Source organism: Actinoplanes sp. CA-030573, from assembly GCF_050951115.1.
GTDB lineage: Bacteria > Actinomycetota > Actinomycetes > Mycobacteriales > Micromonosporaceae > Actinoplanes.
On record NZ_CP192038.1, the window covers coordinates 3,070,537 to 3,083,534 of the forward strand.

Below are 12,998 nucleotides of genomic sequence, written 5' to 3' on the forward strand. Positions count from 1 at the left end.
GTGCGACATGCCAACGCCCCCCGTGACCTCGCCCTGCCCACTTTTCGGACGTGACGCGAAGCGACAGGCCCCTGGCCGGGCCGAAGAGGAAGCGCCGCGCTGCCGTTCGGTTGCCGCGAGGACGACACGGGCACTCAATCGGATGAATTCGATGTCCGCGACGTGGCACTACTGATGCCGCTAGTGCCGCACGCCAATCCCCTATGAGAGCGGCCGTTTACCTAAGAATCAGCCTTGACCGGACGGGACAAGAGCTGGGCGTCGACCGGTAGCGCGAGGACTGCATGGCGCTGCTGGAGCGTCGCGGCGATGCGTTGTTCGAGACCTACATCGATAACAACGAGAGTGCCAAGACGGCCGGCGATCGCCGCGAGTACGCCCGGCTGATGGCCGCCGTCGAGCGGGGCGAACTCGAGCGTATCTACGTGTGGTCCAGGGTCGCCTCTGGCGCAACCGGACCGAGCGCGCCCAGGGCTTCGAGATCCTGCGCAAGGCTCGTATCTCGCTCGTCCAGGTCAAGGGCCCCGAGGTCGACATGTCCACCGCGATGGGCCGGATGATCGCGGGCATCGTCGGAGAATTCGACACCGGCGAGAACGAGATCAAGGCCGAGCGGCAGGAGCGCGAGAACCTCCAGCGCGCCGAACGAGGCCTCCCTCCGGGCGGACGCCGGGCGTTCGGCTTCGACGCCACCGGAGCCAAGCAGGTCCGGCGCGAGGCTGCGGCCGTCAAGAAGGCGTATGCGTTGCTGCTCGCCGGCGGCACGCTCTCCGGGATCGCCGCCAAGCTCAACCGCGCCGGCCACACCACGACCATGGGCGGGCCGTGGAAGCACAACGCGGTGCGCACCATGCTCGTGAACCCGCGGAACGCCGCGCTTCGAGCCCACAAGTGCTAGATCATCGGCAGAGCCACCTGGCGGCCGATCGTCGGCGAGGAGATCTACCGCGCCGCCGTCGGCCTCCTGATGGCGCGGGAGCGCCGCACGAACCATCATGGCAGCGCTAACCCACCTCGGCACGAACCTGTACCTCTGCGGCCGCTGTACGAAAGCGGTCACGATGATCTGCACCTACCGAGGCAGCCAGGCCCGGGGCGACCAGCGGCGGGTCTACCGGTGCCCTGAGTGCTACCTGACTCGAGCCGCCGACCCGATCGACCACTACGTCAGCCGGTTCGGGTTTATGAACAGCCGGATCGGCCACATCTTCGCGACCAGCTCGGGGTTCCTCGAGCCGCTGGTCGGCGGCGCCCTGAACGGGATCGACGGCATCCTCGGCGGCGTCGACTCGCTGGTGACCAAGGGCCGGACGGTGATCGTCGCGTTCGGCCACAGCTTCGACATCCTCGGCCACTCGGTCGGCGACGCCCACGACACGATCTCCGGCGGCTCCGGGAACGCCGCGAGCGCGCTGGAGAACACCGCCCGGGTGATGGGTGCCTTGATCGAGGCGACCGGCATTCTCGTCCGCGGGCTGACCGACCTCTACGGGTGGATCAGCTTTGTGCCCGGCAAGATCAGCGACGTCTCGACCAGCTTCGGCGAGCTGATCGGCGTGCACCAGAGCCATAAGGTGGCTGCGGGCGGCGTGGCCGACGAGGCGGCCCGCTCGGCCGTCAAGATCGCCGAGAACGGCAAGGCCGCGTAACGCGCCGTCCCGCCGTTGCGCGACCTTGACAAGGAATGCCGCGACGCCGCCGACTCTGCCCGCTCGCTGTACGAGGCGACGACCGACCCCTGGCCGGCGCCACCGCGGCCGCGACGAAGACCCTCAAGGAGAACGGCAAGACACACAGCGTCAACTCGGAGAAGGGCCGCGAGAACCGCCAGGCTCGACTTAGCGTGGCCGACGCCATGAACCGCGAGCACGACGCCGCGGTCAAGGTCAACGGCGAAGGCGTGAAGTCGCTGGGTATCCCCCAGCGCAACTCGGCGGCGTTTCAGGCGATGGTGGTTAAGGCCGGCTACTCGGCGAGCGAGGCGCGGAACCTGGCTCGCCAGCTGGGCCTCATCCCGACTCGCCACGAGACCGACATCATTGTGGACACGAAAAGCGGCAGAAGCCCGGGCGAAGCGGGTCCGGGGGCTCCTCGACCAGCTGCACTCCAGGACGATCAGCGTCAACGTCGTCGTGCGCGACGCCAAGCTGAACAAGGTCAACCGGCAGCTGAGCGACGCGGCGTTCCGTGCGGTCGGCGGCCCGGTCACCAAGGGTTAGGCCTACATCGTCGGCGAGCAGCGACCCGAGGTGTTCGTGCCCGACGAGGACGGCACGATCATCCCGTCGATCGACCGGTTCGCGGGCTCCATGCAGCCGGACATGACGCGTGAGGCCGCGGCCGGCCGAGGCGGGGCGGTCAGCCTTAGCAAGGCTAACATCACCGTCACGTCAACGCCTGCGTCGGCGCCAACCCGGTCGAGGTCGGCCGGCACGTGGTCGGCGCGATCGGCTCGTGCCTGAACGTCGGCGGCACGCTGGTCATGACCAACGGCACCAAGGTGCTGCCGTGACGCTCGTCAGGGATGGCGGGGGAAGTGTTCCCGCCATCCACGCTCGTACGTCCTCGCCGGACCACACCCGGCCCGCGGTCAACTTGCGTGCCGCGGGGAAGCCGCGGCGCCGGGAGACTGTCCGGGCCCGCTCCCCGGCGCCAAGCAGCTGGGCCAGCTCGGCGACGCCCAGAAGGTCGAGATTTCGCCATGGGGGCGGTCAGCCTTCCGGCGGCAGGATGCGGTCGAGGGCCGAGCCCTCGACCCACCGGCGCTCGGCGGCCATCTCGCCGCGGCGGGCGAGTATCAGCTTCTCCAGCTCGTCGAGCGCGGCCGCGACGATCAGCGGCTCCCGCGGGTCCCAGAACGCCGCCCAATAGCTTCCGGTCGGCACTCGCCGACCGCGGCCGTAGCGATCGGTTGACGCGCCATAGACCTGCCAGCCGTTCGTTGCGGCGTCGGGGTGCTGGTTGATCCGCCGCTCGACCGCGAGTTGTGCTTCGATGTCGCCCGCATCGTTGATCACGGCCGGGCTCTCCTTGCCGCCTCCTGCAGCGCGGTGAGCCGGGCCGACACCGTGCGGTGCGGGCCCGGGCCGCCGGGGAACTGCTGAGTGCCGCGCAGCTCCACCCAGAGAACGCCGCCGGATTCGGATACCTCGCCGACCGAGGTCACGTCGAGCGTCAGGGTCCCCTGCCCGAACAGGTAGTTGTCCTCGGGTAGCACTACCCGCTGACCACGCTCGACCGCGACGTCGAACTGCGAGCCAGTCATCGGCGGGCCTGCTCGATCAGCCGGCGCATCGCCGCGGCCTGCTCGGCCGCCGTGCGTTGCGGGGTCTCGCGGACAAGTCGGGCCATCCGCCGGCGCTGGACCAGCGCCCGCAGGCCAGGAATCCTTCGCAGCATCGTCGCCCTCCCGGATCGGAGAATCAGGCCAGACGGCGACGGGCCACGGAATCGCAGGTTGCGTCCCTCGCCACCGTTCAATCCCCGATCGTGGTCGGGCAATCACCGCATGTGGAGTAACGACGTGTCCGCTGCCGTGTCCGCCAGGCCGGCGGACAGTCCGCTATTTCGGCGGACAGGCTCAGGCGGCCGGGTCGGCGGCATCAGCTGCCTCCCGCATGGCGTCGACCAGCCAGGTCGGCGCGCCAGAGCGGATGGCCCGGCGTTCGGCGAGCCGGATGATGCGCGGCACCCTCGCTGAGCTCACGATCGTCGCTCGCTCCATGAGCTGCCACGCCGCCTGGTCCGCCTCGTGCCACGCCCCGATGTCGACGAGGTCCGACAGCAGCCAGGCCCGGAACAGCGCGTGGTCGCGGCCCTGGCCTGCGGGCAGGAACAGCACCGACTGCTCGGAGGAGGCCACCGCGCCTCGCAGATCGCCGCCCGCCGACCGGATCCGTCCCTCGTGCACGGCCAGCTCTGCGGCGTGCCACCACCACGTCCACGCGGGATCCTCCGGGCCGACGCCGCCGGCCAGTTCCTCGCGCGCCAGGGCCAGCTCGCGCAGCGCCTCCGGCATTTGCCCGCGACCGCCGAGCGCCCGGGCGCGGCGCACCCGCATCATCCCGATGACCCGGTTCGACCGCGGCTCCTCCGAGATCACCCGGCCGGTCAGATCCAGCGCCTCGGCGGCCCGGCCGAGGAACACGGCCTGCATCGCCAGGTGCGACATGAGGAAGCGGCGCATCGAGGTGTCGCCGGCCAGGTCCGCCACCAGCATCGCCTCGGTGGCCACGTCACGGCTGAGCTGATGCTTGTCGCTGTCGTAGGCGAGCCAGGCGGCCACCTCGCCGACCTCGGCGAGCGCGGAGTGGATGTCGGCGCGCACGGCCGGCTCGGCGCCGGCCTGGGCCAGGCGACGCTGCGAGGTCCGGAAGGCTCGCGCTGCGCTCGAGTACAGGCCCTCGGAGCCGTGCAGGGTGTCGAGGGCGACCAAGTGCCGGACCGTGTCGTGCAGCCGCTCGAGGTCGTCTTCGTCCATCGGGCGTCCGGCTCGGCCGGGCGACGCAGAACCGCAGCATCGGGCGTCACGGCCGGCTGGGGCGTCGCGAGCCGCAACAACTCGCCATCGGCGCGCAGCGCCTCGTCGAGGCGACGGGCGGTGTCCTCGGTGGGCCGCTTGAGGCCGCGCTCGAGCTCGTTGATGTACGTCTTGCCGTGGTGGACGAAGTCGGCGAGCTGCCACACAGACAGGCCATGCTCGCCGCGCAGCCGGCGCAGCTTGCGGGAGAACGGGGTCTCGCGGTCCGAGGTCATGTGCTCCACCCTGCTTGCGGTCAGGGGTGGCGGACCGGCCCGCAAGAACCGGTCACGCCAACCCCGACGGTACTCTGTGCCGCCTCGGCGGCGCGGTCCCCGGAACGGGCTATGCGGCCTGCGCCGCCCGGCTCGATCAGCGACTCGTCTACGTCGATCGGACGCCCGCTGGCGCGGCACCGGGGTGCCGAATTCCGAGCCCGAGTTCGTATTTCGCGCAAGCGCCTGCGGAATCCCGGGCTCGGTCGGCTGAGCGAAATCCTTGTCTGGCTCACGGGTTTCGGGCGTTCGCTGACCGCGTTCGGACCGGTCGAGCATCCGTATGCGCTCCGTCGGCGGATTCGGCTCGCCTACGGCCTGCACGGGCAGCGGACGCCGAGTGCGGCCTGCACGGGCTGCGGACGCCGCGTAGGGCCGCTGTCCGCCCTTCCGGGCCGCGGGAGTGGCTCGGTGCGCGGACCCGCGCCCGGGTCGAGGTTGGAGACGAGGCGCACCATCGGGAAGTCGCCAGGCCGCGTGATCACGTTCTGGCGGCCACGCCCTGCGACACCAGGCGCACGGCGTCCATGTACTTGCTCGGGTCCACCGTGGCGACCAGGTGCCAGCCCAGCCGTGAGAACTGCTCGAGCGCGACCGCCAGCAGCTTCGAGCTGCCGTGGCCGGGCTCCTCGGGGTTGGGCCGCGGGAAGATCAGCACCGCCCGGGTGCCGCGTCCCGGGACGCCGTCGATCGGTCGCGCGCTCACTTGGCGTCCTCCAAGCTCGGCGCCGGGCGCGAGGCCGGCCGGTCGTGCAGAAGCTGGGCACGTCGCTGGCCGGGGACGAACGCCATCTCCTCGGGCGGTCTGACGGGGCCGGCGACACGCTCGTGGCTGACCTCCCTGCCGTTGCGCCACGGCTCGACCGGCATGGTTCGCAGGTCCTCGGCCGTCGGGCGCACGACGCCCGGCTTGCCGATATCGGCGGTCACGTACATCCGCGGCAGATACTCGCGGCGCACCACGACGAAGGCATCGACGGAGCCGCCGAGCAGCAGCTGAAGGGCCTGCATCCGCGCGTCCGGCTCGATCACCGAGACCAGTGTCCAGCGCCGCCTGGTGATGTTCGCCAGCGCCCTGCCGAGCTGCTGGCGATCGACGTCGGAGCGGGCGATCAGGGCGACCTCCAAGCCTGGACCCTGCACGACCTGCGGGCGCCGCTGCTTGCTCTCCCTCATCGGCCACCGTCCCCGAAGCGGTCGACGGCCTCGAGGGCGGACAGCGCCAGCTGGCGCGCCCACCGGCCGGTCGTGCCGGCGCCCTCGACGCTGATGCGGGTCTCGCCGCGGGTGCCGCCGATCAGGTCATCGGTGGCGACCAGCTCGACCTCCTCGCTGATCCACCGCGAGTGGTGCCGTAGGCCCTCGGCCCGGTCGAAGTCGATGTCGTGCTCGACCTCGCACCAGCTCGGGCAGCTCGGGCCAAACGGCCGCGTCCGCCGGAACCGGCGGGGCTTCACCATGCACCGCCCGGCGGTAGTGCTCACAGAAGCTCTTGTGTGTCCCGTCGTCGAGCTTCCCGCAGCACTCGTGCACCACGTGACCGGCCGCGACCTCGAGGACGCGGCCGGTCTGCCGCGCGGCTTGCTGCTCGGCGAGGAACCGCTCGGCGAAGCCGCCGTCGTCCGGCCCGCGGTACAGGAGGCTGTAGACGGCCTGCTGCAGGGCAACCAGGTCGCCGCCCGAGGCGATCGGCGAGAAGCCGTGCTCCTCAAGGACCTTGGCCACGTTGAAGACGACGCCCAGGGAGAAGCGCCGATCGTCGGCCGGCGCGGTGAGCGGATAGACGCGCTGGTGGGCAGGGGAGCGTACGGTCACGGCGGGTCGCCTCCACTAGGCGATCAAGGGCCCGGACCACAGGTCTTGGCGCATCTGCCGGGCCAGATCTATTTGTGGGTAGGCAACACTTCTAGTGGTGGTGGTGGTGGGAGCATTTGCTTCTCCGACACGGAAACCAGCCGATGCCGCGGACGTCGAAGATTGAGACCTGCGCGGCGATCCGCCGCGATCTCGCCGCGGGGGTGTCGGAACTGACTGCGCGAATCGAATTCCCCAGTTGCGCCGACGGCGATTCCCACTCTGGGCGCTTCGGTTGCCCCGCTCTCTGGTCCGATCCCGGTATTGATCATCGCGGATGGGCGGAGGCGTGCGAATGTACCGCGCAGGGCCTGGTGCCGTCCCGCGGTATTTCTACCCCGTTTGGCCGGGCATGACGGGGGCGAGGATTACCGGCCGACACCGGTTCGGCTCAGATGTCCCGCGCCTGGTGTCCGCCTTCGGCGCGGTCGTCACCCAGAGGCCAGCGCGCCGCTTGACGGCGCCGGGCGCGCGTTTCGCGACGACGGCCACGTCATCGCCGTGGAGGAGAAGGTGCTCGAGCAGTTCAACACCGCTGACCGCCGCGAACACAAGATCCGTCGGCCGCCGTCCGCCGTCCGTAGAAGCGGCGGCCGGGACCTCCTCGCTGCGTGGCATGGCGGCCACCGACCCCGCCGCCCAGGTCATGACCGACCTGTCCACCTTCGCCGCAGCCAGGCTCAGGAGTTCCCCGGCCGTCCCGGACGGTGACAACTCGACGGAGAACAACCCGTGGGGGACCCAACCCGGCCGTAGACGAGGCGCGCCGTTATCAGCAGCTACGCGCTAACCGGGCCTACCTGGAACTCAACGAGGCCGCCTAGGAGTTGCCGCGCATCTTCGAACGCGGCCCGCATCGAACGGCCGTCGCCGTGCAACGGCTGCTGCACATCACAGTCGATTTCCCTGAAGCCCGCAAACTCGCCGACTGGCTCCGTTCTCCTGCCTGCTCAAACCTTGGTCGATCAGCGACTTCGACCTTTCCGCCCAGCCCGACGTCAACGAGAAACCCATCCGGTGCTTGGCGACACCCGCCGCGCTGGCGCCCGCGGCTACGGCCGAGACGAGAACCGTCCGGCAGCTGTCGGCACGTGGCAGGTGGACTGAGGGCGGCCCCTGTCACGGCTCGGTGATCATGTTCGTAGAACGCAAGACCGCCATCGATCCAACACAACGCTAATCGCAACTATGAATCAGTCCTCGGAACGTTGCATATTGCCGACGCTGGCGGCTCTTAGGACAATAGTTTCCGGATAGTCCCGCCCCAACGGGTGTTTCCTCCCGTGCTCTTGCAGATCGTTCGACTGAGAAGGGATCGCCTTGTCCGACTCAAACAGCAGGAAGCGTCGCGTTGTCACCCTGACGACAATCTCGCTGTCCACGGTTGCACTGTTGGCAATTTTTGGTGGACTAGCCTCAGCCCAGGAGACTTCGACACCGATACGCGCTGGGCAAGCTTCTTCCGGTAACGTAGGCACCAGTGCGATCAGGGGTGCGGCAGACGCCCGCACTAGAGATGCGGCTGCGAGTGCACGCATCGGCGCGGCTACTCGGGCCGCCAACTTGATTCGGGCACAAAGAGAGGTCAGCGTCGCAGCTGGCCGTGTAGATGCGGCCGTTCGGGCCCTAGCCGCGATCAAGGACCAAAGCAGCCCTGAGGCAGCGGCTGCTAGGGAACGATACATTGCGGCCAAGCAAGCCTATGACATTGCGAATGCCAGGCTGCAGAGTCTTCTGACCTCTTAAACGGTGGCTCTGGACGACGGCATGGAAGGTTATCACGCCGTCGTCCTCGATCCGGGTGCCAGGCGGCTGCATGATGCTGCTCTGGTCACAAGTGAGGCGCGTCTGCGGCACGCGTTCGACAAAACGCCCGGCACAAAATAATTCCCATGATGGGTTGACCAGCTGACTCGATTGGTGCACCGCCGGTCACGGTCGATTGCGCTTGAGCTTGCGGCGATGAGGTCTCTCGCAGTGCTGTGTCACCAATGGACCAGCCGCATGGCGCTCCCGCCCGCGGTTGAGGCGCTCAAACCCAAGACTATGTCAGCTTATGGCGAACTCAGCGAGCTACGCGCCCGCAAACCGGCTGATGGACGAGCTATGCATCGGCCCTGATGAGGCCCGCCGATCATCCCGGACTCGGCGACAGCGGGCGACTCCGAGCCTCTGCCGCGTGGCACGGAGCCGCGGCACTAAGCTGTGCGACTTTCACGCGCTATGCGAGCTGTGCGCGCCAGCCCCGGCTGTCGCCGTTGAGCAGCTTCCGCCGCGGGCGCCCGACTCGCCGCTCAGCTGCTCGACCTCGACCGGGAGATCAAGGACCTGGACAAACAGATCACCGGCACGTTCGGCGAGCATCCCCACTCGACGAAGGCGCCGGTGACCTGGCCGGCGGTGATTCTGTGCTTGCGCGTGTTCGTCGCGTGGGCTGAGCGGGTAAAAGGTCGTACGGAAGACCGGCTTCGGCGACGTCGCGCTGCTGATGGGCATCACCTACGTCCGGATCGACACGGCGATTACGCTGCCCAGCGGTGTCAAAACCCGTGCCGCGTGCGCACCGTGGGTGTGGCGGTGGCGCCGAGTGACCGGCGACGTTTGCCGTTTCGCCAAACGGGCCGCGATCGCCTCGCTCGCCGTGGGTGGGCGGAGATAGGTCACCTATCAGATGAACGCCCGAACCGGCTTTCGGCGCCCCGGCCAATTACCGCGCTGGTCGCCTGCATTCCAGTCGCTGTGTTAAGCATGGGCGCTGCCATGTCCCACCGGATGCACCAGCATCCCCCACTACGCCCGGCGGCACAGCCCGACCCCGAGTAGCGCTGTGCCGCCGGTCTCCCTCACCGCTGCACACGATAGGAGAGGGGCCCATTATGGGTGCTGAGAGGGTGACTCACCAGCGAAACATCCTTCACTCACGTTTTCGGCGGTGGTCACACCGCCATGCTTGTGACTGGAGGCCAGCACGGCCGTTCCCGCTCGTTGCCCAGCGTGGCTGTGACCCGTTGTGTCCGTAGCATCGCCGGGGCGTTGACGTTTGCGCCTTCACCGGCTGCAGGGCCGGGACTATCAAGTCGCCGGCGGGCGCTCGGGAGACGCCTAGCCGATGTGGGCAGGGCCGACGGAAGGGGGACCTGCGGCGCGTGGGAAGAGTACGAGCCGGTCGGGCGCGCCAAGCACGGCCAGCCGAGAGTGATCGAGCAAATCTTCTGCAAGGAGGGCGCGCTGGATGTCGGGGCGGAGCTATACGTGCCTTCGGCTTGCTCGACTCGATCAGACTTGTGGGGTGGTCGCTGGTGGGCCGCCGTTCCGCCTCCTGCGATGATTCCAGAACGGCTGCGGCCACGACGCGCAGCGGCTACCCGATCGGCCAGCATGCCCGGGCGACCGTTACCGGCAACGCCTCGGGGCCGGCCGGACGACGACCCGCACGTCGGTAGACCGGAGCGCCAAACGGTGACGGGCGTGCGTATGCGAAAGCGTTGCGCCGCAGCGAATGACGCGCGCCTTAACTGCCAGAGTGACGGCTCGGATTCTCGGAGAGAAGCGGGGATATCCAGTAAGTGCCATGTCCCGAGCGCACACCGACGCTCTGATGGCCGACCTGCAGCGCTGGGCGCGCTCAGCTCACCGGACGACCTCTGCGACGCCGCAATCCGCCGACGGCAAGCCGCCATCGCGCAAAGACCGAGGCCGACCGAAGCTGCTAACACTGCTAGTGCTATGCCGCCAATGTCGCGGGCCCCGGTTTGCGGGGCTACCCTCCGGCTGGTGACCCGCCCGGCGGCACAGCCTCAACCCCTCGTCTTGCACTGTGCCGCCGGCCACCCCGGCCGACTCCCCAGCCGCCGGGAGATTTTTCACCGGTCTGCCTACGACGGCGTCCCTACCTTCCCCAATGACGAATCGACGCGTCGGCTGGCGCCGCACTTGCGAACGTTCCCGCTGGGTCCGCCCGGCGGCACGGCAAACCGTTCCGTTGCACCGTGCCGCCGGGGTTCTCGCGATGCTGGCAGGCGAGGCCCATGGCGACACGCTAATCGCCTGCCAGCACCAGTTCGACCACGGCACCGATCCCGATTTCGCTATGGAATACCGTGGATCGGTCCTGGTCTTGCCCAGCGGTAGGGGGCGACGTACCGCCGGTACTCCCGTGTGCCAACGGAAGCTGTCCGCTACGTTGCCATCAATGCGGGGCCGCCGATAGCCGCGGCACGGATTGATATCAAAGAGGTTTAAGTGGCCGGTCGTCATTTCGTATGCCCTTATTGACCGGCTGACTCCGGGTGGCACGGCATCCGATTTGCAGGAGAGTGCCACTTACCCGATCCGCCAGCAGTTGGCCGGCGTCGCGGTGGTGAACGTAGCGATCACTTGCACCGCCGGGACCGTTCCCTGGCACTCGGCCGTGCCTTGCTTCGCCAGTGTTTGACGCGACCGGCAGCACAGCCCCTACCACTGGTTTTGTGCTGTGCCGCCCGCCATCCGACTGGTGCCGCGACCGCCTGAAGTTCTGGTCCGCGCTTCTGCCGGTCTGGGGTGGCCCGGTCGAGACGGCGTGCGGTCTGCCCGCCCAGGGTGAGAGCGGAGGCAGTGCGACGCCTTCCTCTGCTTTTGTTTAGGTCGGCACTCCCTCGGCTTGGTCACGATATTGCGATCGGGTTGCGCGTCCGATTCGCGTGTTGGTGATCCTCACCCGGCGGAGTACTGTCGTCGCGCCTGCGGATTCTGGTCCGCGGGCTATTTCAGGAGGATTGAGATTCGTGGCACGATCACCGAAGGGAAAGATGCATCCCGGTCGGCAGCTTGCCGCGCTCGCCCTGACATTCGTAGTGTTGTATCTCATGGTTTTCTTCGCCGGAGGTGCGAACGGCGGGATCACCGACCGGCTGCACCCCAAGCTCGGGCTCGACCTGGTCGGCGGCACCCAGGCCACTTTCATCGCCTCGGTGCAGGGCGGCCAGGTGCCGTCAAAGGAAAGCATGGGGCAGGCCCGCGGCATCATCGAGCAGCGGGTCAACGCGCTGGGCGTAGCCGAGGCCGAGGTGATCATCCAGGGCGACCGGAACATCGTCGTCTCACTGGCCGGTGAAGCCAATGACCAGCTCAAGGACCTGTCGCAGGCGGCGCAGATGCGTTTCCGGCTGGTCACCGCAGTGGCCGCCGACGTCTCGGCGGCGGCACTGAACCCGTCCTCGGCGCCTAGCGGAGCTAGCTGTGATGTCCGGGGACGTTGGTCGAGGAAGTGCGACCACTCGATCTGAGGATCGCGGGCTGATCTGGTGAACAGATGAAGGCCTCCGGCGGTGCAGTGGGGTTGTCGAGACACCACTGAGCAGCACTGGAGGCCTTCATGTCCCACGCTAATGCCGCGTTGACCCCGCGAGCGCGATTGCGGCTGGCGCGTCTGATCGTGGACCTCGGCTGGTCACCCTCTCGGGCGGCGGAACGCTATGACGTGTCCTGGCGTACCGCGGCGAAATGGGCGCAGCGTTACCGCGAGCACGGCGAGGCCGGCATGACCGACCGCTCGTCACGGCCGCGTTCACAGCCGAACCGCACCGCGGCCCCGCTGGTCCGCAAGATTGTGCACCTACGCCGCAGGCGACGCTGGGGGCCGGTCGCGATCGCCGACGAACTCGGCCTGGCCGCCTCGACGGTGCACGCCGTGCTGGTGCGCTGCCGGATGAACCGGCTCAGCCACCTCGACCGGATCACCGGCGAGCCCATACGCCGCTACGAACACCGCGCGCCCGGAGATCTGCTCCACGTCGACGTCAAGAAACTCGGCAACGTCCCCGACGGCGGCGGCTGGCGCTACCTCGGCCGGCAACAAGGCGACAAGAACCGGGCCCGCACCACGGGCAAGCGCCAGAACAAGTACCGCAATCCGTTGATCGGCACCGCGTTCGTGCACACCGTCATCGACGACCACTCCCGCGTCGCCTACGCCGAGATCCACAACGACGAAACCGCCGCCACCGCCACCGCTGTCCTGGCCAACGCGGTCGCCTGGTTCGCCCAGCGTGGTGTCACCGTCCGCCGAGTGTTGTCGGACAACGGCTCCGCCTACAAGTCCCACCTCTGGCGTGACACTTGCGCCGCGCTCGGCATCACGGTGAAAAAGACCCGCCCGTACCGGCCTCAAACCAACGGGAAGATCGAACGATTCCACCGCACCCTTGCCGACGGCTGGGCCTTCGCGAAGTTCTACTCCTCCGAGAAAGCCCGCCGCGCAGCGCTACCTTCATTCCTGCACGACTACAACCACCACCGACCCCACACCGCCATCGGCAAAGCCACACCCATCACCCGGTTAACCAACCTGCCTGGACATCACAGCTAGC

The 12,998-nt window shown here is 68.4% G+C and carries 12 protein-coding genes and 2 pseudogenes; 5 read left to right on the forward strand and 9 right to left on the reverse strand.

Annotated elements, in window-relative coordinates; translation table 11 throughout:
* The first annotated feature begins 427 nt into the window (after positions 1 to 427).
* The 3 genes from ACQP2F_RS14295 (at position 428) to ACQP2F_RS14305 (ending at position 2,219) form a co-directional block, all read left to right on the forward strand.
* The gene (locus ACQP2F_RS14295; RefSeq protein ID WP_433304218.1) at positions 428 to 898 is read left to right on the forward strand and encodes a recombinase family protein; all 471 of its coding nucleotides are present in this window, start codon (positions 428 to 430) and stop codon (positions 896 to 898) included.
* 97 nt (positions 899 to 995) lie between these two features.
* On the forward strand, positions 996 to 1,649 hold the full coding sequence (locus tag ACQP2F_RS14300; protein ID WP_433304220.1) for a hypothetical protein: 654 nt from the start codon (positions 996 to 998) through the stop codon (positions 1,647 to 1,649).
* Between the two features lie 390 nt (positions 1,650 to 2,039).
* Positions 2,040 to 2,219 (forward strand): hypothetical protein, encoded by a 180-nt coding sequence (locus ACQP2F_RS14305; RefSeq protein WP_433304221.1) that lies wholly within the window; start codon positions 2,040 to 2,042, stop codon positions 2,217 to 2,219.
* Positions 2,220 to 2,711: 492 nt separating this feature from the next.
* On the opposite strand, the gene ACQP2F_RS14310 is transcribed toward ACQP2F_RS14305, so the two are convergent.
* The 9 genes and pseudogenes from ACQP2F_RS14310 to ACQP2F_RS14350 all read right to left on the reverse strand — a co-directional run bounded on the left by ACQP2F_RS14310 (position 2,712) and on the right by ACQP2F_RS14350 (position 8,030).
* Positions 2,712 to 3,017 (reverse strand): hypothetical protein, encoded by a 306-nt coding sequence (locus tag ACQP2F_RS14310; RefSeq protein WP_433304223.1) that lies wholly within the window; start codon positions 3,015 to 3,017, stop codon positions 2,712 to 2,714.
* Positions 3,014 to 3,265: a hypothetical protein gene (locus ACQP2F_RS14315; RefSeq protein WP_433304225.1), complete on the reverse strand. Its 252-nt coding sequence runs from the start codon at positions 3,263 to 3,265 to the stop codon at positions 3,014 to 3,016. Before ACQP2F_RS14315 ends, ACQP2F_RS14310 begins: the two co-directional genes overlap by 4 nt.
* Positions 3,262 to 3,399 (reverse strand): hypothetical protein, encoded by a 138-nt coding sequence (locus ACQP2F_RS14320; RefSeq protein ID WP_433304227.1) that lies wholly within the window; start codon positions 3,397 to 3,399, stop codon positions 3,262 to 3,264. The genes ACQP2F_RS14315 and ACQP2F_RS14320 overlap by 4 nt, the downstream gene beginning before the upstream one ends.
* Before the next feature lie 181 nt (positions 3,400 to 3,580).
* Positions 3,581 to 4,480: a hypothetical protein gene (locus tag ACQP2F_RS14325; RefSeq protein WP_433307968.1), complete on the reverse strand. Its 900-nt coding sequence runs from the start codon at positions 4,478 to 4,480 to the stop codon at positions 3,581 to 3,583.
* A 131-nt stretch (positions 4,481 to 4,611) separates the two neighbouring features.
* Positions 4,612 to 5,073, reverse strand: a pseudogene (locus ACQP2F_RS14330) (helix-turn-helix domain-containing protein); the annotation flags it as partial.
* Between the two features lie 202 nt (positions 5,074 to 5,275).
* On the reverse strand, positions 5,276 to 5,500 hold the full coding sequence (locus ACQP2F_RS14335) for a hypothetical protein (protein WP_433304229.1): 225 nt from the start codon (positions 5,498 to 5,500) through the stop codon (positions 5,276 to 5,278).
* Positions 5,497 to 5,922 carry a hypothetical protein gene (locus ACQP2F_RS14340; RefSeq protein WP_433304231.1) on the reverse strand — a complete coding sequence of 142 codons (426 nt, stop codon included), beginning with the start codon at positions 5,920 to 5,922 and terminating at the stop codon, positions 5,497 to 5,499. Before ACQP2F_RS14340 ends, ACQP2F_RS14335 begins: the two co-directional genes overlap by 4 nt.
* 44 nt (positions 5,923 to 5,966) lie before the next feature.
* Positions 5,967 to 6,278 (reverse strand): hypothetical protein, encoded by a 312-nt coding sequence (locus ACQP2F_RS14345; RefSeq protein ID WP_433304232.1) that lies wholly within the window; start codon positions 6,276 to 6,278, stop codon positions 5,967 to 5,969.
* Positions 6,279 to 7,841: 1,563 nt separating this feature from the next.
* On the reverse strand, positions 7,842 to 8,030 hold the full coding sequence (locus ACQP2F_RS14350) for a hypothetical protein (protein ID WP_433304234.1): 189 nt from the start codon (positions 8,028 to 8,030) through the stop codon (positions 7,842 to 7,844).
* Between the two features lie 3,408 nt (positions 8,031 to 11,438).
* Here ACQP2F_RS14350 and ACQP2F_RS14355 point away from each other — a divergent pair.
* Positions 11,439 to 11,858 (forward strand): annotated as a pseudogene (locus ACQP2F_RS14355) (protein translocase subunit SecD); the annotation flags it as partial.
* Positions 11,859 to 12,004: 146 nt separating this feature from the next.
* Positions 12,005 to 12,997 (forward strand): IS481 family transposase, encoded by a 993-nt coding sequence (locus tag ACQP2F_RS14360; protein ID WP_433304021.1) that lies wholly within the window; start codon positions 12,005 to 12,007, stop codon positions 12,995 to 12,997.
* Position 12,998: the final 1 nt, after the last annotated feature.